The 24,218-nt window shown below is 57.0% G+C and carries 24 protein-coding genes and 2 tRNA genes; 12 read left to right on the top strand and 14 right to left on the bottom strand.

Translation table 11 applies throughout. The features are described from left to right. Position 1: 1 nt before the first annotated feature. Together E3E27_RS00485 and E3E27_RS00480 are read left to right on the top strand one after the other, a co-directional pair. Positions 2-844 (top strand): M55 family metallopeptidase, encoded by an 843-nt coding sequence (locus E3E27_RS00485; RefSeq protein ID WP_167773644.1) that lies wholly within the window; start codon positions 2-4, stop codon positions 842-844. 130 nt (positions 845-974) lie between these two features. Continuing rightward, complete coding sequence (locus E3E27_RS00480; RefSeq protein ID WP_167773072.1) at positions 975-2,141, top strand: transglutaminase-like domain-containing protein; 1,167 nt, start codon at positions 975-977, stop codon at positions 2,139-2,141. Here the strand turns inward: E3E27_RS00480 and E3E27_RS00475 are convergent. Both E3E27_RS00475 and E3E27_RS00470 read right to left on the bottom strand, forming a co-directional pair. Further along, complete coding sequence (locus tag E3E27_RS00475; RefSeq protein WP_014789446.1) at positions 2,135-3,352, bottom strand: DEAD/DEAH box helicase; 1,218 nt, start codon at positions 3,350-3,352, stop codon at positions 2,135-2,137. The two genes, E3E27_RS00480 and E3E27_RS00475, sit on opposite strands and share 7 nt — an antisense overlap. A gap of 69 nt (positions 3,353-3,421) precedes the next feature. Continuing rightward, positions 3,422-3,499 (bottom strand) — tRNA-Lys (locus E3E27_RS00470). 111 nt (positions 3,500-3,610) lie between these two features. On the opposite strand from E3E27_RS00470, the gene E3E27_RS00465 reads away from it, so the two are divergent. From E3E27_RS00465 to E3E27_RS00460, 3 genes are all read left to right on the top strand, one after another. After that, positions 3,611-3,698 (top strand) — tRNA-Leu (locus E3E27_RS00465). A 690-nt stretch (positions 3,699-4,388) separates the two neighbouring features. Further along, on the top strand, positions 4,389-4,520 hold the full coding sequence (locus E3E27_RS10775; RefSeq protein ID WP_256366085.1) for a hypothetical protein: 132 nt from the start codon (positions 4,389-4,391) through the stop codon (positions 4,518-4,520). A gap of 17 nt (positions 4,521-4,537) precedes the next feature. After that, complete coding sequence (locus tag E3E27_RS00460; RefSeq protein WP_240910628.1) at positions 4,538-5,107, top strand: hypothetical protein; 570 nt, start codon at positions 4,538-4,540, stop codon at positions 5,105-5,107. Here the strand turns inward: E3E27_RS00460 and E3E27_RS00455 are convergent. Then, positions 5,092-7,449 (bottom strand): DEAD/DEAH box helicase, encoded by a 2,358-nt coding sequence (locus E3E27_RS00455; protein WP_167773071.1) that lies wholly within the window; start codon positions 7,447-7,449, stop codon positions 5,092-5,094. The two genes, E3E27_RS00460 and E3E27_RS00455, sit on opposite strands and share 16 nt — an antisense overlap. A gap of 49 nt (positions 7,450-7,498) precedes the next feature. Here E3E27_RS00455 and E3E27_RS00450 point away from each other — a divergent pair, with 49 nt between their 5' ends. Then, entirely contained in the window at positions 7,499-7,927 is a 429-nt protein-coding gene (locus E3E27_RS00450) for a hypothetical protein (RefSeq protein ID WP_167773070.1), read from the top strand. On the opposite strand, the gene E3E27_RS00445 is transcribed toward E3E27_RS00450, so the two are convergent. The 6 genes from E3E27_RS00445 to E3E27_RS00420 all read right to left on the bottom strand — a co-directional run bounded on the left by E3E27_RS00445 (position 7,924) and on the right by E3E27_RS00420 (position 14,655). Beyond that, positions 7,924-8,586: a ScpA family protein gene (locus tag E3E27_RS00445; protein WP_167773643.1), complete on the bottom strand. Its 663-nt coding sequence runs from the start codon at positions 8,584-8,586 to the stop codon at positions 7,924-7,926. The two genes, E3E27_RS00450 and E3E27_RS00445, sit on opposite strands and share 4 nt — an antisense overlap. Before the next feature lie 5 nt (positions 8,587-8,591). Beyond that, positions 8,592-12,158, bottom strand: coding sequence for a chromosome segregation protein SMC (smc, locus tag E3E27_RS00440; protein ID WP_167773069.1), 3,567 nt, complete (start codon positions 12,156-12,158; stop codon positions 8,592-8,594). Between the two features lie 54 nt (positions 12,159-12,212). Continuing rightward, a complete protein-coding gene (locus E3E27_RS00435) occupies positions 12,213-12,635 on the bottom strand; it encodes a DUF835 domain-containing protein (RefSeq protein WP_240910627.1) in 423 nt (140 codons plus the stop codon). A gap of 185 nt (positions 12,636-12,820) precedes the next feature. Beyond that, positions 12,821-13,225, bottom strand: coding sequence for a methylmalonyl-CoA epimerase (mce, locus tag E3E27_RS00430; RefSeq protein WP_167773068.1), 405 nt, complete (start codon positions 13,223-13,225; stop codon positions 12,821-12,823). Further along, positions 13,222-14,181 carry a methylmalonyl Co-A mutase-associated GTPase MeaB gene (gene meaB / locus E3E27_RS00425; protein ID WP_167773641.1) on the bottom strand — a complete coding sequence of 320 codons (960 nt, stop codon included), beginning with the start codon at positions 14,179-14,181 and terminating at the stop codon, positions 13,222-13,224. Before meaB ends, mce begins: the two co-directional genes overlap by 4 nt. Before the next feature lie 42 nt (positions 14,182-14,223). Then, positions 14,224-14,655 carry a cobalamin B12-binding domain-containing protein gene (locus E3E27_RS00420; RefSeq protein ID WP_167773640.1) on the bottom strand — a complete coding sequence of 144 codons (432 nt, stop codon included), beginning with the start codon at positions 14,653-14,655 and terminating at the stop codon, positions 14,224-14,226. Between the two features lie 122 nt (positions 14,656-14,777). Between E3E27_RS00420 and E3E27_RS00415 the strand changes: the two genes are divergently transcribed. Continuing rightward, on the top strand, positions 14,778-15,434 hold the full coding sequence (locus tag E3E27_RS00415) for a PHP domain-containing protein (RefSeq protein ID WP_167773067.1): 657 nt from the start codon (positions 14,778-14,780) through the stop codon (positions 15,432-15,434). Positions 15,435-15,568: 134 nt separating this feature from the next. On the opposite strand, the gene E3E27_RS00410 is transcribed toward E3E27_RS00415, so the two are convergent. The 5 genes from E3E27_RS00410 to E3E27_RS00390 are packed head-to-tail and all read right to left on the bottom strand — an operon-like array spanning position 15,569 to position 18,635. Next, on the bottom strand, positions 15,569-16,129 hold the full coding sequence (locus E3E27_RS00410; protein WP_167773066.1) for a Maf-like protein: 561 nt from the start codon (positions 16,127-16,129) through the stop codon (positions 15,569-15,571). A gap of 2 nt (positions 16,130-16,131) precedes the next feature. Next, positions 16,132-16,335 (bottom strand): hypothetical protein, encoded by a 204-nt coding sequence (locus E3E27_RS00405; RefSeq protein WP_167773065.1) that lies wholly within the window; start codon positions 16,333-16,335, stop codon positions 16,132-16,134. Beyond that, positions 16,313-16,564: a hypothetical protein gene (locus E3E27_RS00400; RefSeq protein ID WP_167773064.1), complete on the bottom strand. Its 252-nt coding sequence runs from the start codon at positions 16,562-16,564 to the stop codon at positions 16,313-16,315. The genes E3E27_RS00405 and E3E27_RS00400 overlap by 23 nt, the downstream gene beginning before the upstream one ends. After that, positions 16,548-16,790, bottom strand: coding sequence for a hypothetical protein (locus E3E27_RS00395; RefSeq protein WP_167773063.1), 243 nt, complete (start codon positions 16,788-16,790; stop codon positions 16,548-16,550). The genes E3E27_RS00400 and E3E27_RS00395 overlap by 17 nt, the downstream gene beginning before the upstream one ends. Before the next feature lie 36 nt (positions 16,791-16,826). After that, positions 16,827-18,635: a PINc/VapC family ATPase gene (locus E3E27_RS00390; RefSeq protein WP_167773062.1), complete on the bottom strand. Its 1,809-nt coding sequence runs from the start codon at positions 18,633-18,635 to the stop codon at positions 16,827-16,829. Between the two features lie 80 nt (positions 18,636-18,715). Here E3E27_RS00390 and minD point away from each other — a divergent pair, with 80 nt between their 5' ends. The 5 genes from minD (at position 18,716) to E3E27_RS00365 (ending at position 24,178) form a co-directional block, all read left to right on the top strand. Continuing rightward, positions 18,716-19,453, top strand: coding sequence for a cell division ATPase MinD (gene minD, locus E3E27_RS00385; protein WP_014789431.1), 738 nt, complete (start codon positions 18,716-18,718; stop codon positions 19,451-19,453). Continuing rightward, a complete protein-coding gene (locus E3E27_RS00380) occupies positions 19,450-20,193 on the top strand; it encodes an ATP/GTP-binding protein (RefSeq protein WP_014789430.1) in 744 nt (247 codons plus the stop codon). The genes minD and E3E27_RS00380 overlap by 4 nt, the downstream gene beginning before the upstream one ends. Positions 20,194-20,321: 128 nt before the next feature. After that, positions 20,322-21,764 (top strand): asparagine synthase-related protein, encoded by a 1,443-nt coding sequence (locus E3E27_RS00375; RefSeq protein ID WP_014789429.1) that lies wholly within the window; start codon positions 20,322-20,324, stop codon positions 21,762-21,764. Positions 21,765-21,906: 142 nt separating this feature from the next. Further along, positions 21,907-23,112, top strand: a complete 1,206-nt coding sequence (locus E3E27_RS00370; protein ID WP_167773061.1) for a cell wall-binding repeat-containing protein — start codon at positions 21,907-21,909, stop codon at positions 23,110-23,112. A 37-nt stretch (positions 23,113-23,149) separates the two neighbouring features. Continuing rightward, on the top strand, positions 23,150-24,178 hold the full coding sequence (locus tag E3E27_RS00365; protein ID WP_167773060.1) for a glycosyltransferase family 4 protein: 1,029 nt from the start codon (positions 23,150-23,152) through the stop codon (positions 24,176-24,178). Positions 24,179-24,218: the final 40 nt, after the last annotated feature.

Genomic DNA, 24,218 nt, shown 5'->3' with positions numbered 1-24,218 from the left:
GATGCGCGCATTCATATCCCTTGACCTTGAGGGCCTACCGTACATCGTCAGCAGGGAGCACCTCTTCGTGAAAGGCGCCCTCTACGGGGAGGCCCGGAGGATAGCGACCGAGGTGGTGAAGGTTACGGCCGAGACGCTCCACGAACTCGGCTTTGAGGAGGTCATCATAGCCGACAGCCATGGTCCGATGGTCAATATCCTTCCCGGAGAGATGCCCGAATACGTTGAGCTGGTGAGGGGCTTTCCGAGGCCGCTCAGCATGGTAGCCTTCGCCAGGGGAAGCGACGCCGCGCTCTTCCTCGGCTACCACGCCAAGGCCGGCACGAGCTACGCCACCTTCGACCACACCTACAGCGGGGCGAGCATAGACAGGCTGGAGATAAACGGGGTTGAGGTGAGCGAGTTCCTGCTCAACGCCTACATTTTGGGAAGCTGGGGAATCCCCGTGATCCTCGTGGGAGGGGATAGAAGGCTCCTCGAAACGGACGTTAAGACATTCACTCCCTGGGTAGTTGGCGTTCCCTTCAAGGAGTCTCCCTCACGCTACGCCGCCAAGAGCCCTGGAATGAGGAGAATAAAGACCATGCTGCGGGAGGGCGTGATAGAGGCCGTCGAGCGGCTGAAGATAGGGGAGGCAAAGCCCCTCGTTACCAGAGAGCCAGTCCACGTAAAAGTCCGCTTCCTGAGGAGCGATATGGCAGACACCGCCGAGCTGCTGCCGTTCGTGAATCGCATAGACGGGAAGACGGTCGAGTTCAAGGCGAAGACCGTTGAGGAAGCCTACAAGGTCTTCGAGCTGCTGACCCTGGCGGCAGCTGGAGTGAGCGCGATAGTAACGAGGTAAAAGCTTAAGTCCAACGCTAACTAAAAGGTAACGCCCCCGGGAAACCGCGGGGAATGAGCGCTCGGCGAGCGATGATTTCCCTTCGCTCCCCGGGGGCACAGTTTATAAGACCTACGCTCTATTTTGAGGTATGAGGAGAGCCATCTTAGCGACCCTCCTGGTGCTCATAGTGTTCTCATCGGGGTGCATTGCCCCGTTACATGACACTGGTGAGAGCGAGACCCCTCATTCGTGGGAAACTTCTGAAGTCACGTCTTCTTCCCCTTCGTACACGACACTCCCTGCAACCTGGACAAATCCTCTCGTGAAATGGGAGAACGCAACGATATCCCTGCCAAGCCAGGACGCCGAGCTCAACTGTCCGGGAATTCTCTGGCGCTATCTCCTGAAGGATGCCCTCGAATGCATACTGAGCGGAAAGGAGCTCGATGTGATTTCACCCCTGGCAGAGCAACTGAAGGGCAAATACTTGGTCCAAAGCGCCTGGAACGTTCTGGAGTGGGAGGGGGAGTGGCTGAGCTACGACTGGGAGAAGGCCAGCCAGCCCCTTGCGAAGGCCATAATATACCCCGACGGCAGGCAGGAGGTCGTTGAGGGGCAGAACAACACCATTCAGACCCCCTACGAGACGATAATGCGGAGAAAGGGAGTGTGCACCGACTACACGGTTCTAACCGATGCCCTCCTTCTTGCGATGAACCACTCGCCGGTATATGCGATGGCGATAAACCTCACCGACCTCGGGCATGCAACGGCGCTGGTGAAGATAGGTGGCTGGTACTTTGCCCTTGACCAGCACCTTCCCCCGATGGACCTTGGCGCCTACTACCGCTACTGGGAGAGACAGGGAAGTACGATAATCAACGCCACGCTCTACGAGATAACGCCCAGGGAAAACCAGGCGAACGTGAAAAACCTGGGAACGATCAGAGGGGAGGAGTTCCTCAAGCAGGACTACACGATGACTGACGCTGACGCCAGGAAACTGGCATACTCAATGATGAACGTTTTCTACGGCGATTTTGGCCTGAAAGCCGATGAATCCCTGACCAGTCTCTCGGACGGAAAGCTTCCCGGAGGCTACAAGGCGGGCTGGACGTGGGGAGTCACGTACTATCACCTGGCCGACTACTACCACCCCATATTCCACAAACAGTATGCGGAGTGGCTTACCGGTGAAATGCTATCTGATTCAGGGTTCTTAGGCTACCTAAAAAAGAGCGACACGGTTTGGGTAGAAATTGGGATAGCGGGTGACGATCTCGTCGTCACCGTTTACCTCGGGGAGCTTCAGTAGCGTCTCGAGTAGCCGCGGGAATAGTTTCTCCTTCCCTTTCTGTTGTTTCTGTAGTTCCTCGGACGTTCCTCGCGCTCATACCTCTCCCTGTACTCCTTCGGTATCTCCTCGCTCAGCTCAGACTTCCTTATCTCCACCCCTGCGACCTGGGCGATGTAGCGCAGCCTCTTGAACTCACCGGGCATTATGAAGGTCACCGCCCTTCCGCGCTTGCCCATTCTGCCCGTTCTCCCTATCCTGTGTACGTAGTCCTCAGCCGTCATGGGCAGTGAATAGTTCACTATGTGGCTCACGTCCTGAACGTCCAGGCCGCGCGCGGCGACGTCGGTGGCGACGAGAATTCTCGTCCGCTTTGTCTTGAAGCGCCAGAAGGTTCTCTCGCGCGCTGCCTGGCTCATGTCGCCGTTCAAGGCCTCGGCGCTGTAGCCCTGCCTCCTGAGTTTCTCACTCAGCTCCCTGGTTTCCCTCTTGGTGGCGCAGAAGATTATGCCGTAGAAGTCCCCATCGAGTATCTTCTTTAGCACGGTGAACTTCCTCGCGGGAACGACCTCAACGTACTCCTGATCTACCATTTCGGGGACCAGCTCGTCGCTGCTCACGCTCACGACCTCGTAGTCCCCCATGTAGCGCCTCGCGAGCCTTCTTATCTCCCGCGGCATCGTGGCCGAGAACATCAGCACCCTCTTCCTCCTCGGAGTCTCACGGAAGATCGCCTCTATGTCGTCTATGAAGCCCATGTCGAGCATCCTGTCGGCCTCGTCAAGGATGAAGAACCTGACGGAGCTCAGGTCAAGGGTGCCGCGCCTTATGTGGTCGAGAACCCTTCCGGGGGTTCCGACAACGACGTGCGTGCCCCGCTCGAGGGCCCTTATCTGCGGCCCTATCGGCTGGCCGCCGTAGACGGCGTAAACGTAAACCCTCTTCCTCCCGCGGAGGCTCTTGATTTCATCGGCCACCTGGAGGGCCAGCTCCCTTGTGGGCGTCAGTATTATCGCCTGAACCGCCTTGACCTTCGGGTCGATGGCTTCGATTATAGGGAGTGCAAATGCCGCTGTTTTCCCCGTCCCTGTCTGGGACTGGCCTATTATATCCACGTCGCCCGATAGAAGACGAGGAATGACCTCCCTCTGAATGTCCGTTGGGGTCTCAAAACCCTTCTGCCTGACGGCCACTAACGTGGCCTCGGATAAGCCCAAGCTTTCAAAACTCATTTTCCTAACTCCTTACGTTACTCAAACGCATCCCTTCTCAAACGGAACGCGTCGAGAAGAAACGCGGTCTGGCGGGCCGGGGGGGATTCGAACCCCCGACCACGGGATTAAGAGTCCCGCGCTCTAACCATGCTGAGCTACCGGCCCTCAACCCGAAGTCATAGACGGGAGGTTGCTTTATAAATCTTTCGGTTCCCCCGGGGCAGAGAGGGGATAGAAAAATTTATAAAGGCTCCCCGAGCCTTATAGTTTGGCAACGCGGGGGTTGCCGAGCCTGGTCAAAGGCGCGGGATTGAGGGTCCCGTCCCGTAGGGGTTCCGGGGTTCAAATCCCCGCCCCCGCACCAGAAACGTTTCTGAGCAAAGTTTCATCAAAGCTAGCATGCCTTGTCAGAACATGCAAGTTAGTTAGGGGTTTGTCATTAACTCGCTTGTTTTGGTTGGGGTTTTCTTCTCCTTAGCGCCCTTCGGGCGCTGTTCTTAGATAAAACCCCTTCAATAGGTCTCTAATCAATACAAACCCTCGATAAAATGCCCACTAACGAGGCATGCAACTACCTTCTCCCTAGCATGCAGTCAGAGCCTTTTGGTCAAACTTTGCAAAGCAAAGTTTGTTCGCCTGCGCGACGTCGAGCCTCGCTCGACGCGAGGGACGCCAGTCCCGAAGAGTTTGACCAAGGTTTGTAGCTCCTTCTTGAAGTACCCATCTCCAAGTGGTTTCCCCCATTTTGGAGCGTTTAACACGGAGAACAACTCCAGAATACTCTAATACAGGGGTTTGCTTTCTTTTGACGCCCTTCGGGCGTCTTTTGGAGTTAAACCCCCTCAACAGGAACCCAAAGTGGTTCTCACTTGAAACATCAACCTCAAGTTTGGAAACCACATTTCCAGGTTACAACATAGAGAAGAGCTACAAACTTCCAGCGAAGCTTTCTAAGACAGAAAAATGCTTATCAGGTAAGTTGTTTCCAGGTTTTACTCTCCCAAAGAACGCACAGGCCAAACATATTTAAACCTTCAGTGCGTAAAACCCATCGGTGGCGCAGATGAAAGGAATCTCCCGAGATCTCGTGGTTGGGATTCTCGTGGGAATGGCGATTGGAGCGGTTTTCTCCTACGCTCTCGCCGTCCACGATGACACCTCCGGCGGATCCGCACCTGTCCGGTAGTCAATCACGAAACCCTGATGGGATACCTGGTGAGGGCCAGCCCGACCATCGGTGGGAAGACAACCGCCAGGGCGGTGGAGAGGGCCTATCTCGAGCAGCGCAGTCCTAACTATCCCTTAGAGCTCTTCAGGGAGATGTACCGTGACGTTCCTGGGAGAAAGAAGTTCATCGGACTTTCATACGTTTTCGCCAACGACACCCTTCTCTACGGCCGATTCGCCATCACCAACGAAACGCCCTCGGAGTTCGAGTTCGAGAGTCCGGCTCCGGACATGAGCCAGAGGATAGACGGGGCCGGGATAATTACCCCCAGGTGGGCCGTCATCTTCGTGAGCCTCTACGACCTCGGGGGAAGAAACGACGTTGAGGGGCTCAGCCTCACAGTGCCCGCGGACTGGAAGCTCGAGTACTACGGGGGAACCGGGGAGATTACGACCGGGAGCGCGCTCCGCGTGAGGTTCCCTGACAAAAAGAGGGACAACTATGTGGTTCTGGCCTTCGAGACCAGCGGTATACCCGATTCGCTCGACATTGAGGTCACCGTGGCAGGGGACGACTACCGGCTGATGGGCTACTCCTCCACATAAGGAGCCGTGATGACCTTCCTAATCTCCCTCGCCTTCTTCTCGCCTATTCCTTCAACCTCCTTGAGTTCCTCCTCCGTCGCGGTGAAAACTCTCTCCACGTTGCCGAAGTGCTTCAGCAGTCTCTTGGCGAGCGTTGCTGAAACGTTTGGCAGGCCCTCAACGATTAGCCTCTGCCTCTCCGCCAGGGTTAGGGCCTTCTTCTCGCTCCTAAGGCGGACCTCCTTCTTCCTCTCCTCCTGCTCGCGCTTGGCCAGGAGGTAGATGAAGCTCGCGGTTTCCTCCTTGCCCGAGGAGAAGAGTATCGGCACTCCCCAGTCGAGGGTTACAGCGGCTATGGCACCGCGAATGGCGTTGGGGTGAACGTTCCTTACCCCGTAGAGCTCGCCCTCGATGATTATCATCGGCTTCTCGTAGGCCCTCTTAAGCCTCTCCACCTGGTCAAAGAGCCTGCCGTCTATGATTGACTGTATGAAGTCGTTGGCGCTCTTCCTCTCTATCCCGACCTCCTCGCTGACGACGTAGTCGGCAACGTCGAGCGTCCTGACCTCAACCTCCGCCCCGAGTTCCTTCAACAGCTTCGGAACCCCGCTCCTCAGCTCGCGGGAATCGACGTAAACGACTATTCCCTTCGGTTTCCTCACGAAAACGGGCTTTATCGGGAGTTCCTTCCGCTCCTCGGCCGGTTTCTCCGGCTTCTCTTTTGGCTCACGTCCGGATTTATCGGTCCTTTCAACTCTCTTCGGCTTCAAAAACTGGTCGAGGGAAGTTATCCTACCCCTCGCGGACATCTCAACACTCCCCTTCCGCCCTTCCGGTCTATCTCCTCCGTTACGTGCGCGCTTAAGCTCACCCGCCACCTTCCTTATCGCTTCGAACATTCCCCTCTCCTTCCTCCTGGAGCTCCAGTAGTAGGCCTCATCGCGCGTCCCCTTTGCCATAAGGATTACTACCTTCCCGGGCCTGTGCCTACCGGTTCTACCACGACGCTGTATGCTCCTTATCGCCGAAGGCACTGGTTCATAGAAGACCACCAGATCAACCTCGGGAACGTCTAGACCCTCCTCGCCGACGCTCGTGGCGACGAGAACGTTAAATTCACCCCTGGAAAAGCGCTCAAGAGTTTCCTTCTGCTTCCTCTGGCTCATTCCCTTATCCTTTCCCCTGCTGGCCTGTCCGATGAAGCGCTCGGCGCTTATACCAAGTCCCCCAAGCTCCTCGACGATTTTCCTTCCCGTGTCGCGGTAGTTGGTGAAAACGATTATTTTTGAGTTGGGCTTTCTCTCGAGCTGCCGCGTCACGAGCTCCTTGAGCTTCTCCATCTTGGGGTGGTCCATTCCCATCTCCTTCGCCTGAACGAGGAGGTAAATCACCTTCCTCATGCGGGGGTCTTCCATCAGCTCCCTGCTGGACTTGGTTCTCTTATCCTCGCGGAGCTTCTTCAGGTAGGCCCTCAACGCGGTCAGCCCTTGGGTTTCGAGGAGTTCTATCGCGTGCTGAAGCTTCACCGCCTTCGCCTGGTACATTCTAAGCCGGCCCAGCTCGTAGTTGCCCATGGCAACCTCGCGGTTGATTTTAGAGCCCGCCTGGAGGACTTCCCTCTTGGAGATATCGGGGGAATAGGTCGAGACGAGCTTGAACTGGGCCAGGGGCTTGAGACTCTCCTTCAGCATCTCCCTGAGGAGCGAGCGAACCTCCTTGTAGATACCTGGGAGTTCAACCTTGACCCACTCGAAGGCTATCCTCTGGACGTAAGGCTTGACGTCAGGCGAGTTCTCGGTTCTAACTTCTATGCGCCTTATCCCGAGGTTCCTCACTATCTCGCGTATCTTCTCCTCGTCGCTCCCCGGGGAGGCAGTCAATCCCAGAACGAGCGGGTGTTTGGCAGTTTTAAGGTACTCCTTCGCTATGAAGACGTAGGCGTAGTTTCCAACCGCGCGGTGGGCCTCGTCTACAACCAGCAGAACGACGTCCTCGAGCGAAATTCTGCCCGTCAATACGTCGTTCTCGACGGTTTGAGGCGTGGCGGTTATCACGACGCTCTCCCTCCACACCTCGGCCCTCTTTTCGGGCGAAAGCTCGCCGGTGAGGACGTTGATTTTCTCCGGCGGGAGGTTGAAGATCTTTCTAAAGCTCTCGGCGTGCTGGAGCGCTAGGGGCTTCGTTGGGGCGAGGAAGAGGACTTTTCCACCGTACCTGGAGAGGCGGTAGTCTGCTATGAGCATCGCTATGAGCGTCTTTCCTAATCCAGTCGGCAGAACGACAAGGCAGTTGGTTTCCTTGCACCGGGCGTAGATGACCTCCTGGTAAACGCGAGGCTCGATTATATCGCGACGAAGGTACATATGCCTATATCCTCGGCGAAGTTTATAAATTATGAGACCAACTCAGACCATGCTCCTCACGAGACACGCCAGGGAGAGGCTCGTCAAGAGGCTCGCAAAGAGAAGAAAGCTTGAGAGGATTTACTCGGAGCTGTGGGCCTTCCTCGACCGTTCGCGGAGGATTGACGTGAACGAAAGGGTCGTGATCTTCACAGACGGGAGAAAGAGCCTGGTCTGTGCTAAGCTCGAATGCGAGAGGCTTTCCCTGGAAGAAATCAAAGAAAGGGTTTCGGGTATTTCCAGGGCCTACGAGTGCGTTTTCTTCGACGGGAGAACCGCCAGGGAAACAGTTCCCGGAAAATTCCTGGAGGAAATTCCCGACGGGACGTACTGCTTCTACCTGAACAAGGAAAAGAAAAGCCTCTACCTCGGGAGCGAGGAGCCCCTGCTGGTCATAACGATAAGGCCGGCGAAGAGGGAAGAAAGAAACCTGAGCTAAGCTTCCTCACCTACTGGCACGACCAGTATCTCCCCAAAGGGTTCCTCCTGAATGAGGTCCACCTTCCCCATGTTGGAGAGGAAGAGGAGGTAGAGAAAGGTTCTGGCTATTATCTTCGGCGTCGGGTCAAAAACCAAGTCCCAGAACTTTATGGGCTCCCCCGTTTCCCTGTACATCTCAACGACTATCTCATGGAGACGATAGACATGCTTCTCGATGTCCACGCGGAAGTCATCGACGACGAAGACCTCTTCCTCTATCTCGACCTTCTTTTTCTTCCTGGGCTTTCTCTTCTCCGCCTCCTCGAGGGCGTCCATAAGGGCATCTAAGAGGTCGTCGAAGGTGTAGTAGCGCTCGACCCTCCTGAGCGGCGGGGCCAAAGGTTCGACCTCGACGTGGAGCCTCTCCTCCTTCCGCTCCTCCTCTTCCTCCTCGTCCGCGTGGAGCAAAGCCTCGCTCTTCATTCTCACGAGGATTGATGCAGCCAGGATTGCTCTGGCTGAAACCCTGAGGTCAAGCTCCTTCATCTCCCTGAGCCGTTCGATGTACTTCTCGGTCAGGTCAACGATGTCGATGTTCCAGGGATCGACCTTGCCCATCTGAACGAGCTGGAGGAGAATGTCAACGGGCGTTATCTCCTCCTCGCGACGGGATTCCATCACCATCACCCGCCCAGGTGGCCGAACATCTCGGCGTGCTCGGCCTCGCTCCTCTTCCTTGCTTCTTCCAGTATCTTCATGGCCTTCTCAAGGCTCAGTGCAACGACGCGGGAGACGCCGTTCCTCATGCTGACCCCGATTATCTTGTCCGCGTTCGCCATCATGACGTCCCTGAGTGTAATCACGATGAACTGGCTGTTCTGGGAGGCCTCCTTGATGAGGTCGGCGACGCGCTTGACGTTGGCGTCGTCGAGGTGTGCATCGATCTCGTCGAAGAGGTAGAAGGGAGCCGGCTTGTAGCGCTGTATGGCGAAGACGAAGGCTAAAGCCGTTAGAGCTTTCTCGCCGCCGCTCATGGCCTCTATCCTCTTGACGTCCTTTCCAGCGGGCTTGGCCTCTATCTCAAGACCCCCGGCGAAGGGGTCGTCGGGGTTCTCGAGGATAAGCCTGGCGCTTCCTCCCGGCGAGAGCTTGGCGAACAGCTCCGAGAAGTTCCTGGCTATCTCGTTGAGGGTCTGGAGGAAGACCTGCTTCTTTTGGCCCTCTATCTCCTCGATGAACTCCTCTATGCTCTCCTTCTCAGCCAGAACCTGCTCGCGCTTGCTCTTCAGCTCGAGGTAGCGTCTCTCGACGACTTCGAAGTCCTCTATGGCCTTCATGTTCACGGGCTCGAGGGAGCGTATCTCTTCCTCCATCTTCTCTATCTGCCCCCTCAGGGCTTCGAGCTCGAGCGGCACTTCCTTGATGCTCTTTATGAGCTTGGGGTCAAAGTGCTTCAGCTCGTCCCTCTTCTCCTTCAGCGCGGCCTCGTACTGTGCGAGCTTTATCTTGAGGGTGTTTGCCTCTATGCGAAGCTCCTGAAGCTTGGAGTTCAGCTCGTCCTTCTCGGCGCGGAGGTCTATTATATCGTTCCTGACCTTCTCGCGCCTTTCACGTAGCTCCTTGAGTTCGTCCTTGACGCTCTCCTCCGCCTTCCTGAGCTCCTTAAGCTCAGCCTCGAACTCCTTAATTGCGCTCTCATTCTCCTCGATGTTTGCCTTGAGGGCGTTTATCCTGTTCACCAGCCCCTCGATTTCCTCCTCCAGATCAGCTTTCCTCGGCAGCAGCTCCTCGTTTATCCTCACATCGAGGTTCTCGAGCTTGCTCTCGACCTTGCTCAGCTCCTCGCGGAGCTTGCTTATCTCTGCCTCGACCTCCCGTATGCGCTGGTTCAGCTCCCGGGCCTCAGGGTTCTCGAGGGCCCTCTTGAGCTTCTCCCTCTTCTTCTCCAGCCTCTCTATTCTCCCCCTGAGCCTCGCCATCTCGCCCTTAGCCTCGTGAATCCTCTTTTCCAGCTCCTCGATGAGCCTCTCGCTCTCTTCGATCTCCTCCTTGAGCGCCCTGTCCTCCACAAGGAGGCGATCCATCTCACGCTGGACCACCTGCAGGTCCTTGGCCAGCTCGCTCTTCCTCATACGGAGCTCGAACAGCTCGTTCTCCAGCCCCTTGACCTCGAGCCTGAGGGCATTGACGGTAGATTCCAAAGCTTCCTTCTCATGTTCGAGCTTCTCCACCCTTTTCCTTATCTCGTCCACGTTTACTCCGAGCTTCCCCCTCGGCCGGTAGTGGCCGCCGGTTATCGCTCCGCTCCTCTCCAAAAGCTCGCCGCCGAGGGTCACCATTCTGACCTTTCCTATTCCCACCGTTCTCGCCTCGTCCATGTCGCTCACTATCAGCGTGTCCCCGAGGGCGTAGGCTACGGCGTTCTTGAAGCGCGGGTCGTACTGGACGACGTCCATCGCGGGAATTCCGAGGGAAGGCTTCTCGCGCATCGAGCGGGGCTTTATCTTGTTCAACGGGAGGAAGGTGAGCCTTCCGAGCCTCTTCTCCTTGAGGAGCTTTATCGCCTTCTCCGCAACCCTGTCGTCCTCGACGACGACGTGGTCGTAGCTCCCGCCGAGGGCAACCTCTATGGCCAGCGCGTAGTCCTCGCTCGCAACCGTTATCAGCTCGCCGAGCGGCCCGTAGAGGCCGGGGATGTTCTGGCCCTTGAGGAACTCAACCGCGCGGTTCCCGCGAACCTCGCGCTGGGCCTCGGCCTTTATCAGCTCCTCTCTGGCCTTTGCAAGCTCGCCCTCGACCTTCCTGAGGGCCTTGCTCTTTTCCTCCAGCTCCTTTTCGGCCTTCCTGAGCCTCGCCTCTGCCTTGGACATCTTCCCGTCGATTTCGCCGAGCTCGGAGCGCTTCGCCTCCAGGGACTTTTTGGCCTCCTCGATCTGGGCCTTGAGGGAAATCCTTCTGGCGTTGTTCTGGGCTATCCTGGCCCTGGCCCTCTCTATCTCCTCTTTAAACTTCTTAATATCGCTCTCCTTCATGTAGAGCTCCTTCTTGGCCTCCTCCAGCTCGTCAACGACCTTGTCGAAGTCCTGCTTGGCTATGGCAAAATCCCTGTCTATCTCGCCGAGCTTGACAACCAGCTCGTTCTTGACAACCTCCCTCTCCTTTATCTCGGCGATGAGCTTCTCACGTCTCTTGCTCCAGCGGTTTATTGCGTTCCGCCCTTTCTCTATTTCCTCCGAAACCTTTCTAAGCTCCTCTTTCGCCTTCATCAGACGGTGCTGGCTGTCCTCTATCCCCTTTTGAGCCAGTTCTATGTTCTTCCTGGCCATCTCTATCCTCGACTGAACCTCGCTTATCTTCCTCGTGACCTCCAGGATACCGTCCTCGCTCTTCTCCTCAAGCTCCTTCTCGATGGCGTTCAGTTCCCTCTCCTTCGCCACTATCTCCCTGGCAACCTCCTTGAGCCTGGCCCCCATCGCCGCTATCTCGGCCTCTATCTCCTTGTCGCGCAGGTTGCTTTCCTCTATCAGGCTTTCCAGCTTCCTTATCTCACCCAAAAGAAGCGTTACTTTGGCCCTCTCAACGCGCTCCTTGAGGTCGAGGTAGCGAAGGGCATCGTTGCGCTCCTTCTCGAGCTTGTCGAGCTGGGCCTTCACTTCCCTGATGAGAAGATCAACACGAGCGAGGTTCTCTTCGGCCTGCTTTAATTCCTTCAACGCCTTCTCCTTCTTTGCGTCGTACTCGGCTATGCCGGAGATCTCATCGATTAGCATTCTCCTCTCGGTAGGGCTCATCTTGATGAACTTGGTGATGTCCCCCTGGAGGACGAGGTTGTAGCCCTCCGGCGAGATCATCGCCGCGCTGAGCACGTCAAGTATGTCGCTCCTGCTCGTCCTCTTTCCGTTGAGCCAGTAGGTGCTCCTGCCGTCGGGGTAAACTCTTCTCTTTATCACGACCTCGTCCTCGTCTATCGGAAAACCCCTGTCCTCGTTGTTGAAGTACATCGCCACTTCCGCGTACTTGGCCGGAGGCTCGGTCTTAGTGCCCGCGAAGATGAGGTCGCTTATCCTCGTGGCACGCATGGCCTTGGCGGACAGGCCGCCGAGGACGAAGAGAACGGCGTCGCCAATGTTGCTCTTCCCAGAACCGTTGGCACCGACGATGGCGGTGAAGCCTTTAGAAAGGGGAACGACGACCTTCCTGTTACCGTAGGATTTGAAGCCCTTCATTTCAATTTTCTCGATGTACGGCATGCCCTTACACCTAAACAGGGGAATGGCAAAGATGGTTATATAAGTTTACCCGTGTCACTCAACTATCCTGCGGAGTATGTTCCTGACCCTGTCATCGATGCCGTCGCTGATGGTGACGTAGAAGTCAGAGTTCGCCAGAAGGGCCATGTCCCGGAGCTTGCTGACAAACCTCAGCGTTGGCTCGACGCCGTTCTCTATCATCAAGTATTCGATGGCGTCCAGTATGACGTCCGCCTCACCCTGCTGGAGCTGCTCCCACACCATCTGCTCGATGGCGTGAAGCCTGGAGGGAGAAACGGCGTTGGGGTGGGGGATCTTGGCCACCCATATCGGGTGGACGTTATGCTTATCAAGTTCCACCGGCGGCTTTCGGGTTATGAGAAGCTTCCTTCGGCGCTTATTTCTTTGGAGGAGCTCATTGAGGCGCCTATAATCCACCACTCGCGACCCCTCGTACGTGGGTCGGATCCTCAACATCATACCCACCACTTCTTCACCATTTGGATTGGAGGACGCACTGAACTGTTTCCTCGCCAACCCAACTTCGTATCCAACTTTATAAGTGTTACTGTGTAAAATTGGAAGATTAGCAACATACCAAAAATACCACATGAAACTGAAAGGAAATACAAAATGTTGGAAACTTATGGAAATTAAACCGGCTATTCTGCCTTCCTTTCGCAAAGTTCGAGGAGAACACCGGTCACTGCCTTCGGGTGCACGAAGGCTATCTTGGCCCCGCCGGCACCTATGCGTGGCTCCTCGTCTATGAGCCTGTAGCCGGCTTCCTTGAGCTTCTCCAGGTGCGTCTCGATGTCATCGACGCCGAGGGCTATGTGGTGTATGCCCTCCCCCCTCTTCGCTATGAACTTGGCTATCGGTGAGTCCTCCGCCGTCGGCTCGAGGAGCTCAATCCTGCTCTCACCGACGTGGATTATCGCGGTTCTCACCTTCTGGTCCGGTACCTCTTCAATCTCCTCGACCTTGAGACCGAGGCCCTCCCAGACCTTTATGGCCTCTTCCAGGTTCTTGACGGCTATACCAACGTGGTCTATCTTCTTTATCATACCTTCACCCCCAGTGCTTTCTCCAACACCTTATCCGCGGCAGAGTAGGGGTCGATTTCACGCCTCACAACTCCGTCGATCAGGGAAGCTACCTCCCCCTCGTTGAGCTTCTCGCCGACGATGCGGGATATTCTGCCGGAGACTATGGTCTTAACCTCTTCCTCCGCCCGGAAGCGCCTCTTGCGCTCTATCTCGCCGCTCTCCACGAGGAACTTCCTGTGGTCGTTGATGGCCTTCCACAGCTCCCGGATTCCCTTCATCGTCGTGGCGACGGTCTCGACTATCGGCGGCCTCCAGCCTCTCCTTTCCCAGCGCTCCTTCTCGAGGTCGAGCATGAGGTTGAGCTCGAAGTACGTCGCGTCCGTCCCCTCCTTGTCCGCCTTGTTTATGACGAAGACGTCCGCTATCTCCATCAGGCCAGCCTTTATGGCCTGTATGTCGTCTCCCAGGCCAGGAACCGTGACGAGGACGACGGTGTCAGCAGTCTTGACGATGTCTATCTCTATCTGCCCAACGCCGACGGTCTCGACGAAGATAACGTCGCAGCCGTAGGCGTCGAGAACCTTTATGGCGTCGTTCGTGGCCTTGGCGAGGCCGCCGAGGGAGCCGCGCGTGGCCATGCTCCTTATGAAAACCCCGGGGTCGGTGGAGTGACGCTGCATTCTTATCCTGTCACCGAGCAAAGCTCCGCCAGTGAAGGGGGAGGTTGGGTCGATGGCTATGACGCCTACAACCTTCCCCTCCTCCCTGGCGACCCTGATGAGCTTGTCGAGGAGCGTGGACTTACCCGCTCCCGGCGGCCCGGTTATCCCGACAATGTAGGCGTTGCCGGTGTGAGGGTAAATCCTGGATATTATCTCCCTCGCTTTCTCCTCGTCGTTCTCAACGAGGGTTATGAGCCTGGCAGTTGCCCGCTTGTCCCCACGGAGCATTCTCTCTATGAGGCCCTCTAGCATCGTCACCACTCGGACAAATTATCCAAAAACAGGTTAATAAAGTTAAGCCTCTTTGAAGCGCTTGAGTTTTTCAACCGCGCGGTCTATGAATTCAATGGTCTCTTGGAGTGGTGTTCCAGGGCCAAAGACTTCAGCAACACCCATTTTCTTGAGCTCCTCGGCGTCATCGGGCGGTATGATTCCTCCCGCAAAAACAACCACGTCCTCGTTCAATTTAAGGCCCTTATCCTCCAGTAACTTTAGTATCTTTGGTATCAGCACCATATGAGCGCCGGACAAGATGCTTACGCCCAAGACCGCAGCGTCCTCCTGTATCACGGTTTCAACTATCTGCTCGGGAGTCTGCCTTATTCCAGTGTATATAACCTCGTATCCTGCATCTCTCAAAGCTCTGGCAACGACCTTGGCTCCCCTGTCGTGACCGTCAAGTCCGGGCTTTGCAATGACGACCCTAACCTTGGAGCGCTCGACCATCTCCATCACCGCTTTCTTTTCTCCCCTGCGGTATTTAAAGGTTTGTCAAAACTCAAGGTTGGGCTTTACTTTGGATATTTTGTCCAGAAAGGGTTTTTAACCCCTCGCCGGGAGGTTGAACCATGCCCAAGTTCGCACACGACGCCCACACCCACACCGTTTACTCGGACGGCATCGGGGGGATAGCCGAGAACATAGCGGCCGCCGAAGAGAAGGGGCTTAGACTGCTCGGAATAACCGACCACGTCCACTACCTCTCAGAGAGAACCCTCAGCAGATACGTCAGGGAAATAAAGCGGTGGGGAGGGGAGGCCGAGATAACGGTACTGGCCGGAATCGAAGGGAACTTAACCTTTAACGGCGTGGACGTGCCGGATTTCATGGCCAGAAAGCTCGACTACGTGATAGCCAGCGTCCACGAGTGGCTGGAGAGCCCGAGCCAGTACATCGAGCTGGTGAAGTTGGCCCTCATCGATGAGAACGTGACGGTTATAGGGCACTTCGGGGCGAACTTTCCCCACATCGGATATCCAACTCTGGAGGAGCTCGAGGAGGTTCTCGAGCTGGCCGAGGCCAACGGAAAGGCCTTCGAGATAAGCTCCCGCTACCGCGTCCCCGATTTGGAGTTCGTGAGGGAGTGCATAAGGCGGGGAATAAAGCTCACCTTCGCGAGCGACGCCCATTATCCCCCCGCCGTCGGGAGCGTCTCCTGGAGCGAGAAGATCTTCAGGAAAGCGGGAGGGAGAAAGGAGGACCTGCTCTTCGGGGAGTTCCTGTAGGTTTTCGTTATTTCAGCCCTCCCCGAGGCCGAGTTCAATTTTGAGATCACCAAGGACAAAGAGGCCCAAAATCGCGGGACGTCCTTGTTTCCCTTCCAGATTTAAGCATCTCATGGCCAGAGAACCGAGCCAGTTCAGCGCGACAAGACCTCAAATCCAAGCTCCCGGAGCTTCCAGATTATCTCTATGGGGAAGCCCACGACGTTGTAGTAGTCGCCCCTGATCCACTCTACCAGGAGCCCTCCCAGTCCCTGAATTCCATACGCCCCCGCCTTGTCCATCGGTTCACCCGTTGCCACGTACGCCCGTATCAGTTCCTCGTCCAGTTCGCGGAACTTCACGTCCGTCGTCACGGCACCGCAGAGCTCCTTCCCCCCGTGGATTATGCAGTATCCCGTGGTGACCTGGTGAACCCTGCCGCTCAGCAGTTTCAGCATTCTGACCGCGTGCCCCTCGTCCCTTGGCTTTCCCAGTATCTGACCGTCCACGCTCACCACGGTGTCGGCGCCGATGACAGTGCCGCCAACCCTGGAGTAAACCTCCCTGGCCTTCCTCCTGGCGAGTTCGACGGAATAATCTCCTGGCTCCCTGAGCCGGCACTCCTCGCTGGCGTTGCTTGGCACCACCTTGAACTCATGGACGAACCTCGACAGTATCTCCCTCCTCCGTGGACTGGCGGAAGCTAGCACGAGCATGGTCAATGCTCCGGTGGAGGGTTAAAAACGTTGCGAGGATTAAGTAATCTCCTGATGCTCGAGATTAAAAGGTAGACAAAGGCCATGATCCACAGGAAGTTGCCTGCGATGATACCCCTTGTGCCAACCCACAGCGCGGAGAGGTGAGCCAGCAGGCCACCGATGGCAAGACTCCAGAAAAGTCTATCCCTCCAGAGCACGGGCATCTTCACCACTCCCCGATTCTCCGGGACACGCCTCCATCTCCCTTCTAAGCGATTCGATTTCCCCTCTAAGCTCCCTCCGAACCTCGCCCATCTTCCAGATGACGATACCAAAGACAATCACAAGGAGGCCAAACCCCAGGACACGTCCTTCGGTTACTATAATACCCGCCAGCCCGAGGGCGCTCAGGATCGCCCCGAGGGTTTCCATGGGGTCATAGCGGCTTTCCATCTTCTTTCTCCCTCCTGAGCGACTCGAGTTCCTTCCTCAAAACCTCGACCTCATCACTGAGCTGCCACACTTTGACTAGAAGGACTACCAGAATCGCAAGGGGTAGGAGCCCGAGCAGGAGGAGCATCAGCGCTGGGCCGCCAGGAACGAAAGGGGCAAGTATGAGGGCGAGGAAGAACACCGCCACTAGGGTGGCCAGGACGTCGGCCGCTCCCAAGCTTACCACCATAGAAAAGAAGAAAACAAACTATAAAAGATTTTCTCAAGCGCTTGCCCAGATGGGTATCCCAGCCTCAAGGAGCCTCTTGAGTTCCTTGCCTATCGGTGTGCTCTTGCTGACCTTGACGAGGCCCTTCTTGCTCGGCGTTGCCGTGAAGACGTACTGCTCGCCACCGTAGAACTTGAGGGGTTTTTTGGCGTAGTCTGGGGAAACGCGGAGCACTATCGTTTTCTTCTTCTCCTCGACTTCCACCGGTATCTTTTCCTTGGGTTTCTCTGCTTCCCTCTCGGCGAAGCTCTTGACGTCTATGCTTATCCCTATCCTCTTCTCCAGCTCGGTTATGCGCTTGCCCTTCTTGCCGATTATGGCCGGAATGTCGAACTCGTCCGCGTAGATCACCGCCTTGTGCGGGCTGACTATCTCGACCTCGGCGTAGACATCTGGTAGGAACTTCTTGATCTCCTGCTTGAGCCTCTTCTCGGCGAGCCTCAGCGCGGGGGCCTTCTCCTCCCTCTTCACCGGGACGACGCTTATCTCCTCGCCGTAGGTGTAAATCTCGTACTCAAGCTCGCCCGTCTCGAAGTCCCTGACCTCTATGACTGGCCTCGCTAAGTCCTCCTCCTTCATTCCGCTCGGCACCTTGACGAGGTACTCGAGCGTCAGAACCTTGGCAACCCTTCCGGCCTTGATGAATATCACCGTATCAACTATCTGGGAAATCATTCCCAGCTCGACCCTTCCGATGAAGCGCTGGATTGCATCTATCGGCTTCGTTGCGTGCACGACACCGACCATTCCAACGCCGGCAAGCCTTAAATCCGAGTAGATCTTGAAGTCGCTCGTCTTCCTCATCTCGTCGAATATCGTGTAGTCCGGCCTGACGAGGAGCAGTATATCGCCGGTCAGCTCCATTCTACCTTTTAAAGCTGTGTACTGCGTTATCTCCTCACCCACCTGAAGGTCGCGGGGCTTTTCCATCGTCTTGACGATCCTTCCCATTCCGGCGTACCACTCGGCCAAGGCTTGAGCAAAAGTTGTCTTTCCCTCTCCGGGGGCTCCTGCAATGAGCACGCCAGCCGCTTTGTTCCTGAGCCTCTCCAACAGCTTCTCACTCAGCTCGTAGTCCTCTATGCTGAGCTTTTTGACCGGCCTCACGGCGGTGATCTCAATCCTGTCGGCGAAGGGCGGCTTTGCTATGACGATACGGTAGTTCCTGAGCTGGACCACCGTTGCTCCGGGCTCGTCCAACTCTATGAAGCTCTCCGGATCACGCCTTGCGCGCTCGACGATGTCATCTGCAATCTCCTCGAGCTCCTCATCACTGAGCGGTTCGTCCCTAACGGGAACGAGCCGCCACTCTCCCGGGCGGCCTTTCTTCGCTAGGGGCCGGAGGCCAGCCTTCAGGTGGACACTCATGGTGGTCTCGTCGAAGAAGTCCTCGAGACGGTGCCTGACCTCCTTCTTAGCGGTCAGGTAAATGACGTCGATGCCTTTAGCTATCGCGATGTCCCTCTGCACCTGGTCGCCGGTGATGAGGGTCGCCCCAAGGACCCGAGCCGTCTCACGGACGAGGTTGTCTATCTCACCCGACTTGGCAGTTCTTATCTGCCATAGCTCCGGCCTCTCCCCGTGGAACTCGAGGAGAATCCTGTCTCTGTCAGCCATCTCCCGGAGCTTTTTAAGCTCTTCCAGGCCGGTGTGGCCTATCGCCTTCCCCTCGTTGGCCTGGTGCTCTATCTCCGCTATGACCGCCTCCGGAATCACAACCTTGACCTTCTCGTCGAACGCTGAAAGGAACTGCGTGAGCCTCCCATCGACGATAACGCTCGTATCAGCTACGAACACCTTCATCTCTCCCACCTCTTTCCCTCTTAACGTCGGTGTGGCTAAAGGTTCATAAAGGTTTAGCCAGAAATAGAATGGGTGGGAAGATGGGAAGGCTCATCTCCATAGCGAGCGGCAAAGGGGGCACCGGAAAGACCACCACCGCCGCGAACCTCTCCATAGCCCTCGGGAAGATGGGTTACAAGGTGTGCGCCGTCGATGCAGACCTGACGATGGCCAACCTGAGCCTCGTGATGGGAATAGACGACGCCTACACGACCATTCACGACGTCCTCGCCGGACGGGCGGACATAAACGACGCAATATACGCGACCGCCTACGAGAACGTTCACGTTATCCCGGCCGCCATCGACTGGGAGCACGTCATAAGGGCCGACCCGAGGAGGCTTCCCGAGACCATAAAACCCCTCAAGGGCAAGTTCGACTTCGTTATAATCGACTCTCCAGCCGGCCTCCAGATGGACGCGATGAACGCGATGCTGAGCGGTGAGGAGGTTCTCCTAGTCACCAATCCCGAGATTTCCTGCCTAACCGATACAATGAAGGTCGGAATGGTTCTCAGGAAAGCCGGCTTAGCTGTTCTTGGCTTCGTCCTCAACCGCTACGGCAGGAGCGATAACGACATACCTCCTGACGTCGCTGAGGAAGTTATGGAGATTCCTCTCCTCGCGGTTATTCCTGAGGATCCGCCGGTCAGGGAGGCAACGCTTGAGGGGGTTCCTGTGGTAGAGTACAAGCCCAACTCGCCGGGCGCAAAGGCCTTCATGGAGCTGGCCGAGAGGATAACGAGGATAGCGGGGTTCAAGGCGAGGGTGATGCGATGATACTGGTGTTCATAGGCACCGCTGGAAGCGGGAAGACTACCCTCAGCGCGGCCTTCGGAAGGTACCTAGAGGAGAACGGATACTCGGTGGGGTACGTGAACCTGGACACCGGGGTCAAGAGCCTCCCCTACCGGCCGGACGTCGACGTGAGGGAGAGCGTCACCGCATGGGAGCTTATGGAGGAGGGCCTCGGTCCGAACGGGGCCATAGTGGAGAGCTACGACAGACTTCTGCCGGAGGTGGACGAGTACGCTTCCAGAATAGCCAGGCTGGACGGGGAGAGGGACTACATCATGGTGGACACGCCGGGGCAGATGGAGACGTTTCTCTTCCACGAGTTCGGCGTGAGGCTGATGGAGAGCCTCCCGGAGCCGCTCGCGGTCTACCTCTTCGGCCCGGAGATACTGAAGGAGCCCCACGACTTCTGCTTCGTCCGGTTCTTCAGCCTCATGATAGACCTCCGCCTGGGCACGACGACGGTTCCGGCCCTCAGCAAGGTGGACACCGTGGAGGACCTTGAGGGATACAGAAAGTTCCTAGACGATATCGAGTACCTGACCGCAAGGCTAAAGCTGGAACCTTCGACACAGGGGCTTCTAGCTCACAAGATGTGCTCCGCCCTGCCGGAGCTGGCGCCGCCGACGAGGGTGGTCTACCTCTCGGCAAGAACGGGGGAGGGCTTCGACGAGCTTGAAACCCTCGCCCACGAGCACCGCTGCACCTGCGGCGACCTCACATAATTCCAGGTTCAGTTTTTCGTCCCTTTTCTGGACGAACGTTCAGCGTTTCCGGTTCCGTTTCATCACTACACCACATCGAAAGCGGGAAGCCTTATCTCGGCGACTGTGTATTTAACGCGGTGGGAGAGATGTGCCTGATTGCCGGCGGAGTGGGTTCAAATCTGAGGGAAAGGTTCGTCACGATGATACTCGCAGGAAAGCACAGGGGAGAAGACAGCTTCGGCGTCTGGACCGACGGAGGAGTGTTCAAATCAGGCGACTTCTCCAGAGTCTCGGAGATTCCGGACGGAAGGATAGGTCTCCTCCAGTGCAGGCTTGCCATGACCGGCTCCAAGGCCTTCACCCAGCCCTTCGTGAACGAGCTGGCCCTGGTCCACAACGGCGAGATATACAACCACCGTGAGCTGAGGGCCTGGCTGGAGGGAAAGGGCGTCTCCTTCGAGAGCGACGTGGACAGCGAGGTTATTTTGAGGCTCATCGAGTTCTTCCTCGATGGGGGAATGAGCGTTTCTGAGGCCGTCGGAAGGGCGATGGGAATGCTTGAAGGGGACTACGCGGTTGCCTTCTCCAACGGGGAGAGGATATACCTCTTCCGCGACCCCATTGGGATAAGGCCCCTATACTTCTCGCCCAGGGGTTTCTTCGCCAGCGAGAGGAAGGTTCTATGGTCGATAGGCGAGGAGGCGATTCCCGTTAGGCCCGGGGAGCTGGTCATCATCGACAGAAATACCATCAAGCGGGAGACAGTTTTTTCCCTAGCCCGGCTGAGGAGAAAGCCCCTCGACCCGAAAAGGGCCGTCGAAGCGGTTGCCAGAGCCCTTACCTGCGCCACCAGGCACCGGGTTGGGAAGAGAACCGGGATCCTGTTCTCCGGCGGGCTGGACAGCTCGACCATCGCCCTCATCGCTTCGGAGTACTCGGACGTCGTCCTCTACACCGCCGGGGCCGAGGGGAGCCAGGACCTCGAGTGGGCGAGGAAGGTCGCCGACCTTCTGGGGCTTCCCTTGAGGGAGAGGGTCTTCGACATCGACGACGTGAGAGATGCCGTCCCCAGGGTCGCCTTCGCCATTGAGGAGCCGAACCCGATGAACCTGGCCATAGGGGTTCCCCTCTACTTCGCCACGGAGCTGGCCAGGAAAGACGGGGCCAGGGTGCTCCTCAGCGGGCAGGGGGCGGACGAGCTCTTCGGCGGCTACGCCAAGTACCTCGAGAGGCCCGAGCTGATGGAGCGCGACCTGGAGGAAATAGGTGAGAAGAACCTCGCGCGCGACGACAAGATAGCGATGCTCAACTCGGTCGAGGGCCGCTTCCCCTTCCTCTCCCTGCCGGTTGTCTCGGCGGCGCTGAACACGCCACTGGAGGCCAAGATTTCCGGCGGGAGGAGGAAGGTCGTCCTCAGAAAGGCGGCGTTAAAGCTCGGACTCCCAGAGGAAGTGGCATGGAGGGAGAAGAAAGCCGCCCAGTACGGCAGCGGTTCGCAGAAAATCCTCGAGAGGCTCGCAAAAAGCGAAGGGCTGAGGCTGAGAGAATACGCTGAGAAACTTTTCATTGAGACGTTTAAACGGGGATAAACGTTCCTGAACGTTCTTTAATGTTTCCGCCCCAAAGGGGGCATCTCAACGTTTTTTCCCGCTCGCAGAGCTAACCGGGGCAAACGGTTTCGTGAAAAAGGCTTAAATAGGCCCTTTTCGATGGATAGAGTGGTGAGAGAAGGTGAAGGGAAAGGCAACTGGGGTCATTCTCATAGGGTTCATCGTGCTGTCACTGCTCCCCCTGCCGGGCGCATCTGGCGCGGAGAGCGGGATAGTGATACTCGTCACGGACAACGAGGCCGACCTGGCGGTGGCCAAGGGTGCGGCGGAACTTCTCGGGGCGGAGGTTGTGGTAAGTCCCTGGGGAACGTACAGCCCCGAGGTGAGCGCCGAGATACTCAGCGCCGCACCGGGAATGGTGATAATCATCGGCGGTCCCGTGGCCCTTCCGGAGGACTACACGGGCGACCTGAAGGACTTCGGAATACCCTACGAGCGCTGGTACGGTGAGACCAGGTACGGCACGAACCTCGCCGTCATACAAGGACTCGCCAGGGAGTTCCCAGAGGTTCTGAGGGACGTGAGCACGGTGGTCGTGGCCAACGGGAGAGACGCCCTCGCCCTCAGGGAGTACGCAAATTCCATCACCGCTGGCACGGGAGAGAAGCCGCTCCTCGTTCTCACGGACGAGGGGAAGACCAATGAGACCCTCGAAGCCCTATCACGGCTGACAGAAATTAGAAAAATCCGCTACATAGCGACGGAGGACGATGGAAGGCCGATGTTCCCCCTCAACAAGGGGGCAATTCAGGGGTTCGTTAGGGAACACTTCGGTGGAAACGTCAGCGTGGAGGAGAGGACATCTCCTCCTGGACCGAGAGATGCCCTAATACAGCTGGCCGTTGCCGAGAACCGAACCACGAGGGCGGAGGAGCTTCTTGACGGCCTCCAGATACCCCAAGCAAGGGAGAGGCTTGAGAAGGCAAGGGGGCTCCTCCAGAAAGCGAGGGAAGCCTACAGCGCCGGGGACTACGTGGAAGCCTACGCTCTATCCGTCAGGGCAAGTGGTGAAGCGGATTTCGTGATAGCGAGGGCCTACAGCGAGGTCAGGACGATATACCAAGGCTCCGCCAAGATAAAGCTCCAGGTTCAGCTCTCCCAGCTCGAGGCTATGCTCAAAGTTTTAAAAGCCAGGGGCTACGACGTGAGCGAGGCCGAGGAGCTCCTCCAAGAGGCAAGGGGGGCCCTGGAGAGGGGCGACTACTCGTACCTCATCAACGACCTCATACCGATGATCAAGGAGAAGATAGCCGAGGAGACCGTCTGGAAGGGAGGCATTCCGAGGCCTCCGGGGCCGCCATCTGGAAGGGATAAGGGGAAACCATAAGCCTTTTTAAAACCCTTCCCAATTTTTTCCGGTCACAATGAGGATTCTAATGGTCGGCCACTACCCGCCGCACGGGGGAGGAGTCGCTAACCACCTCGACGGCCTCGTGAGGGAGCTGAGGAAGAGGCACGAGGTCCACGTTCTCACATACGGCCCAATCAAGCCGAGGGAGTTCGAGAGGGATTTGGTTCACCAGGTGAAGGTTCCCCGGGTTTACGGTCTCAGGGGGACGAGCTTCGCGTTCCTGGGAGCAGGGAGGATAACGAGGCTCCAGGGGAAGTTCGAATTTGATTTAATCCACGCCCACTTCGTTGGAACAACGAGCTTCGCCGGAGTTCTAGCGAAGGAAAGGCTAAACCTCCCGCTCGTCGTGACCGCCCATGGGAGCGACCTGGAGCACACGGCAAAGCTGAGACTCGGGAGGTTCTACGTGAAAAGAACCCTGGCCGCGGCGGACGAGATAATAGCGGTCAGCCACTGGCTGGCGAGGAAAGCGCTCGACCTCGGAGCTGAGAGGGTCAGGGTCATTCCGAACGGCGTGAGGGAGCTGAGAAGTGTTCCTGGAGCCAGGAGGTACGTAACCTTCATCGGTGCGCTCAGAGAGTACAAATCCCCGGAAACCTTCATCGAGCTTGCCAGACACTTCCCGAGCGAGGAGTTCCTGGTGGTGGGCGACGGCCCGCTGAGGGAGAGGCTTGAGAGGGAAGCGCCGGAAAACGTCCGCTTCCTCGGCTACCGGGAGGACGTTGATAGAATCCTCTCGGAGAGCAGGCTCCTGGTTCTCCCCTCGAGGAGGGAGGGCTTCGGACTCGTTATTATCGAGGCTAACAGCCTTGGGGTTCCGGCAGTTGGAAGGAGGGTGAGCGCGGTTCCTGAGCTGATACGCGAGGGCAAGAACGGACTGACCTTCCAAAGCTTCGACGAACTCATGGAGGCTGTGGGAAAGCTCCTCGAACCAAAGGCAAACAGGAAAGCCGGCTCAACCGGAAGGCACGTTTCAAAGCTCTACTCCTGGGAGAAGGTTGCGAGGGAAGTTGAGAAGGTTTACGAGTCCGTCCTGGGATAGGTTTTTAACCGCTTTTTCTCGCCCTCTCCAGGGTGAGAGA

Source organism: Thermococcus sp. MV11 (genome assembly GCF_012027285.1).
GTDB classification, from domain to species: domain Archaea; phylum Methanobacteriota_B; class Thermococci; order Thermococcales; family Thermococcaceae; genus Thermococcus; species Thermococcus cleftensis.
Note: the sequence above shows the minus strand (reverse complement) of the source record. Positions and strands in the feature narration are given on the sequence as shown.